Annotated in this window: 13 protein-coding genes; 8 read left to right on the top strand and 5 right to left on the bottom strand. The window is 72.0% G+C overall.

Annotated features, from left to right (window positions below):
• Positions 1-109: 109 nt before the first annotated feature.
• The 5 genes from ACFPBZ_RS16365 (at position 110) to ACFPBZ_RS16345 (ending at position 6,770) form a co-directional block, all read left to right on the top strand.
• The gene (locus ACFPBZ_RS16365; RefSeq protein WP_378037139.1) at positions 110-2,086 is read left to right on the top strand and encodes a glycosyltransferase; all 1,977 of its coding nucleotides are present in this window, start codon (positions 110-112) and stop codon (positions 2,084-2,086) included.
• Positions 2,087-2,165: 79 nt separating this feature from the next.
• Entirely contained in the window at positions 2,166-3,908 is a 1,743-nt protein-coding gene (locus ACFPBZ_RS16360; protein ID WP_378037138.1) for a carbamoyltransferase family protein, read from the top strand.
• Positions 3,905-4,924: an LLM class flavin-dependent oxidoreductase gene (locus tag ACFPBZ_RS16355; RefSeq protein ID WP_378037137.1), complete on the top strand. Its 1,020-nt coding sequence runs from the start codon at positions 3,905-3,907 to the stop codon at positions 4,922-4,924. The genes ACFPBZ_RS16360 and ACFPBZ_RS16355 overlap by 4 nt, the downstream gene beginning before the upstream one ends.
• Positions 4,921-6,513, top strand: coding sequence for an amino acid adenylation domain-containing protein (locus ACFPBZ_RS16350; protein WP_378037136.1), 1,593 nt, complete (start codon positions 4,921-4,923; stop codon positions 6,511-6,513). Before ACFPBZ_RS16355 ends, ACFPBZ_RS16350 begins: the two co-directional genes overlap by 4 nt.
• Positions 6,513-6,770, top strand: coding sequence for an acyl carrier protein (locus tag ACFPBZ_RS16345; protein ID WP_378037135.1), 258 nt, complete (start codon positions 6,513-6,515; stop codon positions 6,768-6,770). Before ACFPBZ_RS16350 ends, ACFPBZ_RS16345 begins: the two co-directional genes overlap by 1 nt.
• A 52-nt stretch (positions 6,771-6,822) precedes the next feature.
• On the opposite strand, the gene ACFPBZ_RS16340 is transcribed toward ACFPBZ_RS16345, so the two are convergent.
• From ACFPBZ_RS16340 to ACFPBZ_RS16330, 3 genes are all read right to left on the bottom strand, one after another.
• Positions 6,823-7,650 (bottom strand): vWA domain-containing protein, encoded by an 828-nt coding sequence (locus ACFPBZ_RS16340; RefSeq protein ID WP_378037134.1) that lies wholly within the window; start codon positions 7,648-7,650, stop codon positions 6,823-6,825.
• A 77-nt stretch (positions 7,651-7,727) separates the two neighbouring features.
• A complete protein-coding gene (locus ACFPBZ_RS16335; RefSeq protein ID WP_378037133.1) occupies positions 7,728-8,651 on the bottom strand; it encodes an AAA family ATPase in 924 nt (307 codons plus the stop codon).
• Positions 8,652-8,683: 32 nt separating this feature from the next.
• The gene (locus ACFPBZ_RS16330) at positions 8,684-9,802 is read right to left on the bottom strand and encodes an NDMA-dependent alcohol dehydrogenase (RefSeq protein ID WP_378037132.1); all 1,119 of its coding nucleotides are present in this window, start codon (positions 9,800-9,802) and stop codon (positions 8,684-8,686) included.
• A 245-nt stretch (positions 9,803-10,047) separates the two neighbouring features.
• Here ACFPBZ_RS16330 and ACFPBZ_RS16325 point away from each other — a divergent pair, with 245 nt between their 5' ends.
• Positions 10,048-10,518, top strand: a complete 471-nt coding sequence (locus tag ACFPBZ_RS16325) for a Fur family transcriptional regulator (protein WP_378037131.1) — start codon at positions 10,048-10,050, stop codon at positions 10,516-10,518.
• A 22-nt stretch (positions 10,519-10,540) separates the two neighbouring features.
• The gene (katG, locus tag ACFPBZ_RS16320) at positions 10,541-12,721 is read left to right on the top strand and encodes a catalase/peroxidase HPI (protein WP_378037144.1); all 2,181 of its coding nucleotides are present in this window, start codon (positions 10,541-10,543) and stop codon (positions 12,719-12,721) included.
• Between the two features lie 122 nt (positions 12,722-12,843).
• Here the strand turns inward: katG and tsaA are convergent, their stop codons facing one another.
• Positions 12,844-13,257: a tRNA (N6-threonylcarbamoyladenosine(37)-N6)-methyltransferase TrmO gene (gene tsaA, locus ACFPBZ_RS16315; RefSeq protein ID WP_378037130.1), complete on the bottom strand. Its 414-nt coding sequence runs from the start codon at positions 13,255-13,257 to the stop codon at positions 12,844-12,846.
• Positions 13,258-13,259: 2 nt separating this feature from the next.
• Entirely contained in the window at positions 13,260-14,447 is a 1,188-nt protein-coding gene (locus ACFPBZ_RS16310) for a cytochrome P450 (protein WP_378037129.1), read from the bottom strand.
• A 144-nt stretch (positions 14,448-14,591) separates the two neighbouring features.
• Here ACFPBZ_RS16310 and ACFPBZ_RS16305 point away from each other — a divergent pair, with 144 nt between their 5' ends.
• Positions 14,592-15,917, top strand: coding sequence for an Nramp family divalent metal transporter (locus ACFPBZ_RS16305; RefSeq protein WP_378037128.1), 1,326 nt, complete (start codon positions 14,592-14,594; stop codon positions 15,915-15,917).
• The last annotated feature ends 104 nt before the right edge of the window (positions 15,918-16,021 follow it).

Below are 16,021 nucleotides of genomic sequence, written 5' to 3'. Positions count from 1 at the left end.
AACCTGTCCGCGATGTGCTGAGACACATCTGTCCTAGATGTGCTGAGACATCACAAGGGCCCATAGCCCCCCGAACTGCTCACGAGGGCTCCGCCCACATAATCAGGCCGTGTCCCGGGAACTGGCGGTCGTCATCGTCTCCTACCGCCGCGCGGACCTGCTCGACCGCGCGCTCGCGGGCGTGGAGAAGTGGCTGCCCGAGGCTCGGGTGCACGTGTGGGACAACGCGTCGTCGGGGTCGGCGGCGGTCCGCGAGCTCGCCGGGCGGCGGCCCGGGGTCACCTGGACGTTCTCCGAGTTCAACGTCGGCTACATCGCCGCGATGAACGCCCTCATGGCCCAGGTGCCCGACTGCGACGTCCTGCAGCTCAACCCCGACGCCGAGCTCCTCGGCCCGCTGACGAGGGCCCGGGCCGCCCTCGCGGAGCCGGGCGTCGCCGTCGTCTCGCCCACCGTCGTCGACCCCGAGGGCCGCGACCTGCCCTGGGACGTGGCGCACCGCGAGCAGGGCGTCGTCCGGAACCTGCTGAACTCCGCCGGCTACGCGAAGCGGCTGCGCGGCCGGAGGGTCAGCGACCTCTACCCGTCGGCCCCGGAGCGGGTCGACGGCTACCTCACCGGGTGCGCGCTGCTGATCGCCCGCGACGCGTGGGAGGCGCTCGGGCCCTTCGACGAGCAGTTCTTCGTCTACGGCGAGGACGCCACCTGGCAGCCCGCCGCGCGGCGGGCCGGGTGGGAGCTGCGGCTGGTCGACGACGTGGAGCCCCAGGTGCGGCACTCGTCGGGCGGCACCGTGGCCGACGACCCGCTCGCGTCGATGCGCGGCCAGGACCTCCTGCGCTCCGCCCAGGTGATGGTGCTCGGGATGGCCCACAACGCCGGCCGCGGCTCGCTCTACGCGGCCGGCTCGACGCTGCTCGACCGGGTCCAGCGCTCCAAGCGCGGGCCGCGGCGGGCCCGGCTCGACGCCCTCGCCGCCTCCGCGGGCGACCGCCCGGCCGTCGTCGTGATCACCAACGGCCTGCGCCCCGGCGGCGCCGAGCGCCAGCGGGTGGTGCTCGCCAACGAGCTCGTCGAGCGCGGGCACCCCGTGACACTGGTGTGCCTGCAGCACCTCGGGCAGTACATCTCCGAGCTCGACCCGCGGGTCCGGATGGTCATGCAGCCCTGGTGGCAGCCGGTGGTCGACGTCGCCGCGACCGCCGAGGCGATCGTCGTCGGGGGCTGCACGAAGACCGAGATCGGGTTCGCGACGGCGTGGCGTGCACTCGGACGGGCGGCCGGGCAGCGGCGGTACTGGATCCCCGCGGCGCACGACCCGGCAGAGCTCGAGCGCCCGACCTACTCCGAGGCGCAGGCCCGGGCGCTGCGCACCGCCGACGGGCTGCTCGTGCTCTCGCGGCAGCACCACGCCGACCTGTCGCGCCACCAGCGGCTCACCGCGACCGTCATGGTCGCCCCGAACGGCCTGACCCCCGGCCGGCCGCTGGGGGAGGTCCCGACGAGCGGCCCGGTGCGGTTCTGCATGCTCACGCGGCTGAAGACCTACAAGAACACGACCCTGCTGATCCGGGCCCTCGACGCGCTCGCGCGACCCGGGGACTGGACGCTCGACATCTTCGGCACGGGCCCCGACCAGGCCGCGATGGAGGCCGAGACCCCGGCCTACCTGCGCGGGCAGGTGCGCTGGCGCGGGGTCTCGCCCGGGCCGGACCACGCGTTCGCCGAGACCGACGTGCTCTGCGTGCCGAGCGGGTTCGAGGCGTTCCCGCTGGTGATGGTGGAGGCGATGACCCGCGGGATGCCGGTGATGGCGTCCGCGAGCGGGTCGGTGGCCGAGATGCTCGACTTCGGCGCCGCCGGGGTGGTCGTCGACCCGGTGACGGTCCCGGCGTGGACCGAGGCCCTGCGCCGCGTGCTGGACGACCGGGCGGAACTGCGCCGGCTGGGTGCGGCGGGCCGCGAGCGGGCGCTGGCGCTCTACACCGACGACGCGATGGTCGACGCCTACCAGCGGGCCTTCGTGCGGGTGCTGGGTCACCCGTTCGAGGGAGCGACCGAGAAGGCCGACACGATCCCCGCGTAGGGACCCCCGGGTGAACCGCAGGCGAACTCGCGCGTCATAGTGAACTGATGACGCGATCGACCTGCGGAGGGGCCAGTCGATGATCGTTCTCGGACTCAGCGGTCTACCGAATTCACAGCGGAGACTTCGCGAGACCAACCCGGACATCGATCCCCTGGACGCGAGAATCACCCAGGGACTCGACAGCGCCGCCGCGATCATCGTCGACGGGACGCTCGTCGCGGCCGCGTCCGAGGAGCGGTTCGACGGCGACAAGGGGACCGGCGCGCTGCCGCGCCAGGCCATCGCCTGGTGCCTGGCCGAGGCGGGCGTGCAGCCCGAGGACGTCGACGTGGTCGCCCACGGCTTCGACTACGACCGGCACCAGCGCGCGTTCGTGCTCTCCCGCCAGTACTTCGACGAGGTCCTGAGCTCGCAGACGGTGCGCGACGCCCTCACGGAGGCCGGCTGGCCGACGCTGGCCGAGAAGCTGCAGCCCGTGGAGCACCACCGGGCCCACGCGCTCTCGGCCGTGGTCCCCAGCGGCTACGAGTCCGGGCTCGCCGTGGTGTCCGACGGCATGGGCGAGATCGACTCCGTGACGGTGTACCGGTTCCGGGGCACCGAACTCGAGAAACTGCACTCGCAGCCCATCGCGTCGTCGCTCGGCATTCTGTACTCGATCGGTACCCGGTTCCTCGGGTTCCAGTTCAACAACGACGAGTACAAGGTCATGGGCCTCGCGCCCTACGGGGATCCGGAGCGCTACCGCGAGGTGTTCCGCAAGCTCACGCGATTCGATCATGACAAGGGCTCGGTGGTGATCGACTGGCCGAAGGGCGCGCTGACCGACCCCGAGGGCGGCTACCCGCAGGCCCGGGCATTGCTCGAGGAGCAGACCTTCACGCCGTCGCCCCCCGACGGCTCGATCCAGCGCGACGAGGCCGACTTCGCCGCCTCCATGCAGGAGTGCCTGACCGACCTGCTCGTCTCGCTCGTCGGGCACTGGCTGGAGAAGACGGGGGAGACCTCGCTCTGCCTCGCCGGCGGGACGTTCCTCAACTGCAAGTCCAACCAGTCGATCGCCGACCTGCCCGGGCTGGAGCGGATGTTCGTCCAGCCCGCGTCGGGCGACGACGGCACCTCGCTGGGTGCCGCGTACGCGGTCGCGGAGGATCTGGAGCCGGTCCGCACGCCGTTCGACCCCTACCTGGGCGCGCAGTACTCGGCCGACGAGGTGCGGGCCGTGCTCGAGGCGCGCCCCGACCTGCAGTGGCGCGAGGTCGGGCTGACCGACGAGTACCTGGCCGCGGCCGCCGACGACATCGCCGCCGACCGGATCATCGCGGTGTTCCACGGCCGCATGGAGTTCGGTCCGCGGGCGCTGGGCAACCGCTCGATCGTCGCCCGCCCCGACGGCGACCGGATCAAGGACCGCATCAACTCGGCGGTGAAGTTCCGGGAGGCGTTCCGCCCGTTCGCGCCGGCCGTGCACGTCGACGACCGCGACCGGCTCTTCGTCACCCGCGGCTTCGACCCCGACCACTACATGCTCTCCACCGCCGACGTGCGGCCCGAGGCCAAGCCGATGCTCTCGGGCATCGTCCACGAGGACGACTCGGCCCGGATCCAGACCGTCACGCAGGACCTCAACCCGACGTTCGCGACGCTGCTGGAGCAGGTCCGGGCGCGGACCGGGGTCGGCTGCGTGGTGAACACGTCGTTCAACGTCAAGGGCCAGCCGCTGATCATGGACCCGGCGACGGCGGTCGACACGTTCTCCCGGATCGCGCTCGATCGGCTGTACATCGAGGGCTTCGTGGTGGAGGGCACGCCGTCGTGACGCGGGCGATGGGCGACGGGGCCCTGCAGATCTACTCGACCTGCCCGCAGTCGAAGGACGTGCCGGCCGGCGAGTACGGGCGCGCGGTCGCCGACGTGGCGCGGTGGAGCGAGGCCGCGGGCTGCACGGGGATGCTCGTCTACACCGACAACGGCATCGCCGACCCGTGGCTCGTCGCGCAGCAGGCCCTCGCCGCCACCGAGCGGCTCGCGCCGCTCGTGGCGGTGCAGCCGGTCTACATGCACCCGTTCACGGCGGCGTCGATGGTGAGCTCGCTGGCCTACCTGCACGGCCGGTCGGTGCACCTCAACATGCTCGCGGGCGGGTTCCGCAACGACCTGCTCGCGCTCGGGGACACCACCGAGCACGACGACCGCTACGCCCGCACGGTCGAGTACACGCAGGTCCTCCTCGCGCTGCTGCGTGGGGAGACCGTGACGCACGAGGGCCGCTGGCACCAGGTGCGCAACCTGCGCCTGGCCCCGGCGCTGCCGGCCGAGCTCATGCCCGAGGTGCTCATCTCGGGCTCCTCGCCGGCGGGCCGCGCGGCCGCCGAGGCGATCGGCGCGGTGCCGATCCGCTACCCGGAGCCGCTGGGCCAGGAGACCGCCGAGGCCCCGGCCGGCGGCGGCGTGCGCGTCGGCATCGTCGCGCGGGAGGACACGGCCGAGGCCTGGAAGGTGGCCGAGGAGCGGTTCCCCACCGACCGCAAGGGCCAGATCGCGCACTCGATGGCGATGCGGGCCTCCGACTCGCACTGGCACACGCAGCTCTCCGCCGCGGCGCAGGCACAGCCGGCCACCGAGGACGGCGAGCCCGACCCGTTCTGGCTCGGCCCGTTCCAGAACTACCAGACCTTCTGCCCCTACCTGGTCGGCTCGTACGACCGGGTGGCCGCCGCGATCGCGCACTACGCGGGGCAGGGCACGCGGGTGTTCGTGCTCGACATCCCGCCGTCGGCCGAGGAGCTCGACCACATCGGCGAGGTCTTCCGGCGGGCCGGGGTCGCGGCGTGACGAGGCTCGAGGACCTGCTCACCGCCTCCGCGGAGCGCTCGCCGGGTGCCACGGCACTGCTCCTGGGCTCTGCCGGCGACGGTGGGGAGGCGATGACCTACGCCGAGCTCGACGCCACGACGAACCGCATCGCGCGGACGCTCGTCGACCGCGGCGTGCGGCCGGGCGACCGCGTCGGGGTGCTCGCGGCGAAGACGCCGTGGACGATCGCGGCGCTGATCGGGACGCTCAAGGCCGGCGGGGTCTACGTGCCCGTCGACTCGGCGAGCCCCGCGCCCCGCGTCGCGCGGATCGTCCGCTCCGCGGAGCCGACGGTGCTGCTGGCCGACGCCACGGCGACGACGCTCATCGACGGCCTGATGGACGAGGGCCTGGAGGACCTGCCCGTCGGGTCGCTCGCCGACCCGCTGGTGGGGGAGCGGTTCACCACCGCGTTCTCCCGGGGCGACATCGAGGCGGAAGCCGCGGACGGCCTCGTCGTCGGGAAGACGTCCGACCTCGCGCACCTGCTCTTCACCTCCGGCTCCACCGGGGTGCCGAAGGGCGTGATGATCACCCACGACATGGTCACGGCCTTCGTCGACTGGGCGCTGGCGCACTTCGGGACGAAGCCCGGCGACCGGATCTCCGGGCACCCGCCGCTGCACTTCGACCTGTCGACCTTCGACATCTACGCGACGCTCGCCGCGGGCGCGGAGCTGCACCTGGTGCCGGCGTCGCTGGGGCTCGACGCGCGCAAGACCGCGGCGTTCATCCGCGACCACGAGCTCACCCAGTGGTTCTCGGTGCCGTCGGTGCTCACCTACCTGGCGCGCTTCGACGCGGTGGCCCAGGACGACTTCCCGGCGCTGGAGCGGCTGCTGTGGTGCGGCGAGGTGCTGCCCACCCCGATCCTCGCGCACTGGATGCGCAAGCTGCCCCGCGTCCGGTTCACCAACCTCTACGGGCCGACCGAGGCGACCATCGCCTCGTCGTACTACGACGTGCCGCAGGTTCCCGACGACGAGTCGGTGCCGGTCCCGATCGGCCTGCCCTGCGCCGGGGAGTCGTTGGTCGTGCTCGAGGACGGGCGACCCGCGGCCACCGGCGAGATCGGCGAGCTGTACATCGGCGGGGTCGGGCTCTCGCCGGGCTACTGGCGCGACCAGGAGAAGACCGACGCCGCGTTCGTCACCGGGCCCGACGGCGAGCGCATCTACCGGACCGGCGACCTGGCGCGCGTCGACGAGGCCGGCGTCGTGCACTTCCTCGGGCGCACCGACTCCCAGATCAAGAGCCGCGGTTACCGCATCGAGCTCGGCGAGGTCGAGACCGCGGTGAACACCGTGGCGGGCGTGCGCGAGTGCGCGGTCGTCGGGGTCGACCTCGGCGGCTTCGAGGGCACCACCATCTGCTGTGCCTACTCGGTCGCCCAGGGCGCCGAGCTCCCGGTCAACGACATGCGCCGGGCCGTGACGGGACTGCTGCCGCGCTACATGGTCCCCGCCAAGTGGCTCGTCCTCGACGAGCTGCCCAAGAACGTGAACGGCAAGATCGACCGGCCGGTGCTGCGTGAGCGCTTCCGGCCGGCGCCGAAGGAGAGCGAGTGATGGTGACGGAGACCGACCACGGCCGGCTGCGCGACCGGGTGGCCGAGGTCGTCAGCGACCGGGCCGGGATCGACGTGCCCGACGCGGAGACCGACCTCCTCGAGGCCGGTCTGATCGACTCCCTCGCCCTGGTCACGCTGATCGTGGCGCTGGAGGAGACGTTCGCCGTGCAGCTGCCGCTCGACGACTTCGACATCGAGCGCTTCCGCTCCGTCGACGCCATGGCGACGTTCCTCGCCGAGGTGCTCCGCGCGTGAGGTGCGCTGCGCGCCTGTGAGCACTGATCCGTGTCCGGACACGGATCAGTGCTCACGATGCGTCGAGCAACCTGGCCAGCGCCGCCGCGGCCTCCGACGGGTCGGCCATCGTCTCCACCCGCGCGCCGACCGCGGCCGCCAGTGCCTCGGCGTCGGACGAGTCGTCCGCCGGCGCGAGGATCAGGAGTTCGTCCAGGGACGCGGCGAGCGGGATCGGGTCCTTGTCGTCGGTGGACCGGCAGTCGGAGAGCAGCACGGTGACCCGCCGCGACGAGCGCGCCGCCGCGAGCTGGTCGGCCGCCGACCGCATGGCCGCCGACAGCCCCGTCACCCCGTGCCCGCGCAGGGCCAAGAGCTGGTCGACGAGGGTCTCGGGGGGCGTCGGCTGGTGCAGTCCGCGCTGCACCGTGGCCTCCCGCTCGAACGACACCACCGCGAACTCCTCGGGTGCCCGCCAGGAGCACGCGGCCGCCGTGAGGGCCGCCGCCGCGAGGCGGCCGCCGGTCATGGAGCCCGACGTGTCGACGAGCAGGCACAGCGCGATCCCCGGCTGGGCCCAGTCGACGGCCTGGAGGTCCTCGAGGTGGGCCGGCAGGTTCGACGCCCGCGCCTCGACGAGGGCCGCCATCGAGGCGTCGACGTCGAGGTCGCCGCCCCGGTCGGCCGGGCGGAGCCGGAGCTTGGAGGAGCCCCGGGCCCGCGACGGACCGACCTTCGAACGCTCCAGCAGGATCGTGCCCGCCAGCCGGCGTGCCTTCTCCCGCAGCGTCTCGTCGGTCGCCTTCGTCATGTCGACGACGAGCTCCATCGCCGCACCCGGGTCCTCGCGCATCAACGCGTCGAAGGCCTCCTGGTCGATCTCCCCGACCTGCGGGGACACCGACTCGAAGTCCTCGTGCCGACGCGCGAGGTCCGACCGCGACGTCTTGGGCGCCGCCTTCTGCCGGGACGGCTTGTCTACCCCGCTGCCCGCGCCGGGCGGGCTCTGGCTCCCCCCGACGCATCATCGTCCCCGGACGAGTCGCTGGGGTCGGAGTCCGACGGCTCGCGCCCGAACACCGCCTCGTAGAGCTCGCGGATGATCTCCTCGGGCGTCCGTCGGGCCGACTCGATCACCTTGATCCGGCCCGAGAGCGCCACGCCGGCGGCGTCGAGCCCGACCCGCCAGTCGTCGACCGCCCGGTCCCGGGCCGCGGCCAGCGACACCGTGACCCGCGCGAGGTCGATGGCCCCGCGCACCGACGAGCCGGTGCGCAGGTCCTTGTGCTCCCGGGTCCGGCGCACCAGCTCGACGGCCTTCTCGCGCCAGCCCTCGGGCGTGACGGGGGCCCGGCCCGCCACGATCTGCGTCTCGTCCGCCGCGGACTGGTAGCCCATGGCGATCCGGCAGGTGCGGTCGTGCAGCGCCGCGGAGATGCGCGCCGTGCCGACCGCGTCGTACGGGTTCATCGCCGCGACCATGCGGAAGCCGGGTTCCGCGGCGATGCGCCCGAGCCGGGGCACGTGCAGCTCGCCCTCGCTCATGACGGTGATGAGGACGTTGAGGGTCTCCTCGGGGACGCGGTTGAGCTCCTCGATGTAGAGCAGCCCGCCCTCGCGCAGCGCCGAGACCAGCGGCCCGTCGACGAAGATCTCCTCGACGTAGCCGTCGGCCAGCACGCGGGCCGGGTCGAAGTGCCCGACCAGCCGCGCCGGGGTCAGCTCGGCGTTCCCCTCGACGAAGTGGAAGCCGATGCTGCGGGAGTGCGCGACCCCGCGCAGCAGGGTCGACTTCCCGGTACCCGGCGGGCCCTCGAGGACGACATGGGTACCGCCGTCGAGCGCGGCCTGGAGAAGCTCGGTCTCCCGGCCGCGCCCGACGGTGGCGACGGTGTCCGCCAACGCGGTGGTACTCCGTTCTGGTCGGTCGCTGATCAGTGCTCGTGGATCAGGACGCCGCGGACGTTGTCGCCGTTGAGCAGGGCGTCGTAGCCCTCGTTGACCTGCTCCAGGGTGTACGTCTTCGTGATCAGCTCGTCGAGCTTGATGTCCCCGCTCTGGTACATGCCCAGGATCTTCGGGATGTCCGTGGTCGGGTTGCAGTCGCCGAAGAGCGTGCCCTTCACCGTCTTCTTGAACAGCGTCATGATCGAGCCCGGCAGCTGGACGTTGGTCTCGGTCAGCTTGTTGAGACCGGTGAGGACGACGGTGCCGCCCTTGCCGATGGCGTCGAACGCGCCGGTGACGATCTCCTGGGTGACCAGGCCCGCCGTCACGACGGCCTTGTCGGCGCCGTTGCCGTTGGTCATCTGGCGGGCGAGGTCGGCCGCCTCCTCGATGGAGCCGACGGCGTGCGTGGCGCCGAGCTCCATCGCCTTCTCGCGCTTGTTCTCCAGCGGGTCGACCGCGATGAGGTTCTTCGCGCCCGCGAAGCGGGCGCCCTGCACGGCGTTGATGCCGATGCCGCCGACGCCGGAGACGATGACCGTCTCACCGGGCTGCACGTCGGCCGCGTAGACCGCCGAGCCCCAGCCGGTGGGGACACCGCAGCCGACGAGCACGGCCTTGTCCAGCGGCAGGTCGTCCTCGACCTTGACCACGGAGGTCTGGCTGATCGTCCCGTACTGGCTGAACGTGCCGATCATGCACATCGCGCCGTAGTTCTTCTCGGCCCCGGGGCCGGTGAACGGGAAGCGGCCGCTGGGGAGCTCGCCGGAAAGGATGTTCGCGCCCATGTCGCAGATGGCCTGCTGGCCGGTGGCGCACCAGCGGCAGACGCCGCAGTTGGGGATGAACGAGCAGACGACGTGGTCGCCCGGCTTCACGCGCGTGACGCCGGCACCGACCTCCTCGATGATGCCCGCGCCCTCGTGGCCCAGGACCATCGGGAGCCGCGCCTCGAGGTCGCCGTGGGCGATGTGCACGTCGGAGTGGCAGAGCCCGGCGTGGGTGTACCGGATGAGGACCTCGCCCTCCTCCGGGCCCGCGAGGTCGAGCTCGACGATCTCGATGGGCTTGCCGGTCTCGTACACCACTGCGGCCTTGGTCTTCACAGATCGTCCTCCTCGACGTCGGAACTCGCGTCGGCATGCCGCGACTCGCGTCACACATGCACTCATGGCGATGCTCACAGACTCGCGGCTCCGGTGCCAGTCCCCACAGGACCTTCGTCGATCTTCATGTTCGTGTCACACGTGGACGACACGGTCGTCGGGCCGTTGTGAGGGCGGTGCGACCGAATCTGCCGCTCATGGCGGAAACTTGATTGATTCCAGTCTGGAGGGCACACTCGGGGACGATGACGACGACGGCCGAGTTCGAGCGCCAGGTGCGTGAGGCCGGTCTGCGTGTGACGCGTCCCCGAGTCGCGGTGCTCTCCGTGGTGCATCACCACCCGCACCTCGACACCGACGCGATCATCGGGCTCGTCCGGGCCGATCTCGGCGCCGTGTCCCACCAGGCCGTCTACGACGTCCTGCGGGCCCTCACGGCGGCGGGACTGGTGCGCCGCATCGAGCCGACCGGCTCGGCGGCGCGGTACGAGACGCGGGTCGGGGACAACCACCATCACCTCGTGTGCCGCTCGTGCGGGGTCATCGCCGACGTCGACTGCGCCGTCGGTGCCGCCCCGTGCCTGACCGCCTCCGACGACCACGGGTTCGTGGTCGACGAGGCCGAAGTCGTGTTCTGGGGGCTCTGCCCGTCGTGTCGGGGCACCGCCGCCGCTCCCACCACCGCACAACCATCCGGAGGGATCACTCGTGTCTGAGCACGTCACCCGCGAAGCCGACATGAACACCGCGGAGGCGGGCGGCTGCCCGGTCCACGCGGGCCGGCTCTCGCACCCGACCGAAGGCGGCGGCAACGTCGACTGGTGGCCCAACCAGCTGAACCTGCGCATCCTGCGCGCCCACACGCAGGCCTCCAACCCGATGGACCCCGACTTCGACTACGCGAAGGAGTTCGCGTCGGTCGACCTCGACGCGCTCGCCGCCGACGTCGACTCCGCGCTCACGACCTCGCAGGACTGGTGGCCGGCCGACTTCGGCACCTACTCGGGCTTCATGATCCGCATGGCCTGGCACTCGGCGGGCACCTACCGCCTCGCCGACGGCCGCGGCGGCGCCGGCATGGGCATGCAGCGCTTCGCCCCGCTGAACAGCTGGCCCGACAACGGCAACCTCGACAAGGCCCGCCGTCTGCTCTGGCCGGTCAAGCAGAAGTGGGGCAAGAAGGTCTCCTGGGCCGACCTCATCGTCCTCGCGGGCAACCGCGCGCTCGAGATTGCCGGGTTCACCACCTACGGCTACGCCGGCGGGCGTCCCGACGTCTTCGAGCCCGACAACGAGACCTACTGGGGCCCGGAGAACTACTGGCTCGGCGCCGACCAGCGCTACACCGGCGACCGCCAGCTCGAGCAGCCGCTCGGCGCGTCGCAGATGGGCCTGATCTACGTCAACCCGGAGGGCCCGGACGGCAACCCCGACCCGCTGGCCGCCGCGCGCGACATCCGCGAGACCTTCGGCCGCATGGCGATGAACGACGAGGAGACCGTCGCCCTCATCGCCGGGGGCCACACCCTCGGCAAGACCCACGGCGCGGCCGACCCCGACCAGTACGTCGGCCCCGAGCCCGAGGGCGCCTCCATCGAGGAGGGCGGCCTGGGCTGGAAGCAGGGCTTCGGCAAGGGCAAGGGCCGCGACACCATCACCTCCGGCCTCGAGGTCACCTGGACCTCCACGCCGTCGAAGTGGAGCCACGGCTACTTCCAGAACCTGTTCGGCTACGAGTGGGAGCTCCACAAGTCGCCGGCCGGTGCCTGGCAGTACCGCCCGGTCGACAACGGCGGCGCCAACACGGTGCCCGACCCGGAGACCAACGAGCTCACGCGTCAGCCCACCATGCTCGTCACCGACATCTCCCTGAAGGTCGACCCGATCTACAAGGAGATCTCGCAGCGGTTCCTCGAGAACCCCGAGCAGTTCCAGGACGCGTTCGCCCGCGCCTGGTTCAAGCTGACCCACCGCGACATGGGCCCGATCGACCGCTACGTCGGCCCGTGGGTCCCGCAGGAGACGCAGATCTGGCAGGACCCGGTGCCCAAGCACGAGGGCCCGCTGGTCTCGGCCGACGAGATCGCCGACCTCAAGAAGCAGGTCCTCGACTCCGGTCTGACCGTCTCCCAGCTCGTCAAGGCGGCCTGGGCCTCGGCCTCCACGTTCCGCATCGGTGACAAGCGCGGTGGCGCCAACGGGGCGCGCGTGCGTCTCGACCCGCAGATCGACTGGGAGGTCAACGACCCGCAGGAGCTGCGCCGAACGCTGTCGACCCTCGAGGGCATCCAGCAGTCGTCCGGGAGGATCTCGCTGGCCGACCTGATCGTGCTGGGCGGGTGCGCGGCGATCGAGAAGGCCGCCTCCGACGCCGGCGTCTCCGTCACCGTCCCGTTCACCCCGGGCCGCACGGACGCCAGCCAGGAGTGGACCGAGGTCGACTCGTTCACCTACCTCGAGCCGAAGGCCGACGGGTTCCGCAACTTCCTCGGCAAGGGACACAGCCTGCCCGCCGAGTACCTGCTGGTCGACCGCGCGAACCTGCTCGACCTCACCGCGCCCCAGATGACCGCGCTCGTCGGCGGTCTGCGGGTGCTCGGGGCGAACACGGGCGGCTCGCAGCACGGCGTGTTCACCGAGCGCGTCGGGCAGCTCACGAACGACTTCTTCACCAACCTCCTCGACATGAACACCACCTGGGCGAAGGTCGCCGAGGAGGAGGGGCTCTACGAGGCCCGGGGCACCGACGGCGAGGTCCGCTGGACCGGTACCCGCAACGACCTCGTGTTCAGCTCGAACTCCGAGCTGCGCGCCGTCGCGGAGATCTACGCCGAGAACGGCGGCGAGGAGAAGTTCGTCCGCGACTTCGTCGCTGCCTGGGACAAGGTCATGATGCTGGACCGCTACGACGTCAAGTGAGCACCCGTGAGCACTAGTCCGTGTCCAGGCACGGACTAGTACTCACCGGCCTCCGGCACCTCACCGGCCCGGGCCGACCGCACCACGCGGTCGACCCGGGCCGTCGTCGTGCCGGGGGCTCCTCAGCGATCCTGGCGGCGCGCCGCCAGGGTGGGCTTGAGGTCGACGACGGGCGTGCCGTCGACCGCCTCGAGGGCCTCGACGTGGACCCGGTGGCCGTCGACCGCGAGCACCCGCACCGTGTGCAGGCCGAGCGGGTTCGGGCGCGCCGGCGATCGGGTGCTGAACACCCCGGTCGGAGGGCGCGTGGGATCGCTGCGGGGGTGCACGACGAGGACGTCCCGCGCGGCCTCGTGCAGCCAGGTGACGACGACGATCTCGTCGCCCGCCGCGAGGTCGGCGTAGCCGTCGGCGAGCTCCGGGTCGAGGTCCAGCCACGCCTCGGGGGCGCCCTCGTCGGCCTGTCGGGGCGCCCCGTCGCGGTCGCGCAGCGCCGACGACACGTGCCCGATCGCCCGCAGCGTGAACTCCTCCATCGTCAGGACACGCTCACCTCGAGCCGCTCGTAGCCGCGCAGCCCGTTGTTCAGCATCGGCTTCGCGTCCACGATCTCGAACCGCGCCACCCGGTCGGCGAGGCGCTCGAGCAGCGCCGACATCTCCAGGCGGGCCAGGTGCATGCCCACGCACACGTGCTCGCCGCGCCCGAACGCGAGGTGGTCCGACGGCTTGCGGGTGATGTCGAAGCGGTCGGGGTCGGGGTACTTGCGCTCGTCGCGGTTGGCCGAGCCGTAGAGCAGCGCGACCCGGCTGCCCTTCGGCAGGGCCACCCCGTCGATCTCGTGGTCGTCGGTGAGCACCCGCGTGAACTGCGGGACCGAGGTCTCCACGCGCAGCGACTCGTTGATCGCGTGCGGGATCAGCGAGCGGTCGGAGCGCAGCAGGTCCCACTGGTCGGGGTTCCGCGCGAACAGCGCGACCATCGAGGTGATCCCGAGGATCGTGGTGTCGAGGCTCGGGGTGACGTAGTCGAGCATCATCACCGGGCACTTCTCGCGCGGGATCTCCCCGCGGTCGGCGGCCTCGTAGAGGTGGGCCGCCCAGCCGTCGGGGTCGATCTTCCCGGGCACCGCGTCGTTCGCGGCGAAGTCGAGGAACTCCCCGACGCTCGGCCCCGCGTCGAGGAACCGCTCGTTGCGGGGGCCCTGCACGTCCCAGATGGCCGCGGCCCACTCGAGCATCTTCGTGCGGTGCTCCTCACCGAGCCCGACCAGCGTCGACACCACCGCCATCGGCAGGTGCTCGGCGAGCTCGGTGGCCGCGTCGAACCGGCCGGCCGCCACCACCCGCTCGACGACGCGGTCGGCCTCCGCCTCGATCGTCGGGGTGATCTCCCGCATCCGGTCGGGCCGCAGCGGGCGCCCGAGGACCGAGCGCATCATCGTGTGGTCGGGCGGGTCGGAGCACAGCGTGATGCCCTCGAGGTTCGCGTTGGTCTCCTCGTCGACGAACACGCTCTTCGCCGAGGAGAAGGTGCGCCAGTCCATGAGCGCGGCCCGGACGTCGGCGTAGCGGGGCAGGGCGTAGTGCCCGTGACGGGCCATGTGGACCACCGGCCCCATGTCCCGCAGCTCGGCGTAGATCGGGTACGGGTCGACGCGGGCGTCGTCGGCGAACAGGTCGACGTCGCTGACCGGGATGTCGGACCGGGGTGGGGCTTCGGGCACGGGGGAGCCTCCGTGTGGTGGGACGGTCCGACCATGGTGCGGTGCGGCTGGTGACCTGGGACACGCCCCTCCCGCAGAACGGAAACGGTTGCGTTCGTCGTCAGGCTGTGGGACGAAACGGTCACCGCCGTCCGAGGAGCCCCGATGACGCACGACGCCCGGGTCCAGCGGGACCCCGCCCAGCCGCTGACGCCGCCGACGGGCGCCGCCCGCCTCCGCAGCCTCGGTCCCGGCATCCTCGCCGCCGCGGCCGGGGTGGGGGCCGGGGACCTCGTCGCGACGATGGTCGCGGGCGCCGAGTACGGCACGGCCCTGCTGTGGGCGGCGCTGCTGGGGACGGTCCTCAAGCTGGCCCTCGGCGAGGGGGTGGGCCGCTGGCACCTCGCGTCGGGCACCACGCTGCTCGACGGCTGGCGCCGGCTCGGGCGCTGGGCCACCGGCTTCTTCGCCGTCTACATCGTCATCTGGGGCTTCGTCTACGGCGCCACGGCCATGTCCGCGGTCGGCCTGCCGCTCAACGCCCTGTTCGGCGGTCTCTCGGTGCGCTACTGGGCGATGATCGCGGGCGTCGTCGGGCTGGCGCTGGTGTGGGCGCAGCGCTACCAGGTGTTCGAGAAGTTCATGACGGCGCTCGTGGCGCTCAAGTTCGTCACCGTCGTGTCGGTGGCCGTGCTGGTGAGCCCCGACCTCGGCGCCCTCGCGAGCGGGCTCGTGCCGCGGCTGCCGGCCGGCTCCACCGTCTACGTGCTCGGCCTGATCGGCGGCGTCGGCGGCACGATCACCATGGCGGCCTACGGCTACTGGATGTTCGCCAAGGGCTGGAAGGGCACCGGCTGGCTGTCGATGATGCGGCTCGACAACGCCGTCGGCTACGTGATGACCGGCGTCTTCGTCGTCGCCATGCTGATCGTCGGGTCGACGCTGCTGCTGGGGCAGGACCTCACCGAGTCCGACCAGGGGCTGCTGACCCTCGGCGAGGTCCTCGGCGCCGACTACGGCCAGTGGGCCCGCATCCTGTTCCTCGTCGGCTTCCTCGCGGTCACCACGAGCTCGCTGCTCGGCGTGTGGAACGGGGTCAGCCTGCTCTTCGCCGACACCGTCCGCACCGTGCGGCTGCCCCACGGGCGCGACGCCGAGGAGGCCGCGGTCGGCGACGAGCCCGCCGGCGACGAGGCCTACGCCGCGCGCGTCGTCGAACGGTCCTGGCCCTACCGCGGGTACCTGCTCTGGCTGACGATCCCGCCGATGGTGCTGCTGTTCATCGACCGGCCGTTCGGGCTCACCCTCGTCTACGGCGTGCTGGGCTCGGTGTTCATGCCGTTCCTCGCGATCACGCTGATGCTGTTGCTCAACTCCCGCCGCGTCGCCGCCGGGGGACGCTCGGGCTGGCTGTCGAACGTGCTGCTCGGAGCCTCGTCGGCGCTGTTCCTGACGCTGCTCGTCACCGACCTCTACCAGCGGCTCACCTAGCCCCCCCCCGTGTCAGCGATGACACATCGCTGACACCGGACGTCAGGCAGCCGCCACCGTCGCGCGCGCCCCGCTCGGAGCGAACGGCACTCTCGCGCGCGTAG

Source organism: Actinomycetospora atypica (assembly GCF_042653685.1).
In the GTDB taxonomy this organism is placed as follows: domain Bacteria; phylum Actinomycetota; class Actinomycetes; order Mycobacteriales; family Pseudonocardiaceae; genus Actinomycetospora; species Actinomycetospora atypica.
Note: the sequence above shows the minus strand (reverse complement) of the source record. Positions and strands in the feature narration are given on the sequence as shown.

Coding starts and splice junctions, on each gene's coding strand:
- ACFPBZ_RS16360 (WP_378037138.1), top strand. CDS start 2,166: ATGATCGTTCTCGGACTCAGCGGTCTACCGAATTCACAGCGGAGACTT.
- ACFPBZ_RS16345 (WP_378037135.1), top strand. CDS start 6,513: ATGGTGACGGAGACCGACCACGGCCGGCTGCGCGACCGGGTGGCCGAG.
- ACFPBZ_RS16325 (WP_378037131.1), top strand. CDS start 10,048: ATGACGACGACGGCCGAGTTCGAGCGCCAGGTGCGTGAGGCCGGTCTG.
- katG (WP_378037144.1), top strand. CDS start 10,541: ATGAACACCGCGGAGGCGGGCGGCTGCCCGGTCCACGCGGGCCGGCTC.
- tsaA (WP_378037130.1), bottom strand. CDS start 13,257: ATGGAGGAGTTCACGCTGCGGGCGATCGGGCACGTGTCGTCGGCGCTG.
- ACFPBZ_RS16305 (WP_378037128.1), top strand. CDS start 14,592: ATGACGCACGACGCCCGGGTCCAGCGGGACCCCGCCCAGCCGCTGACG.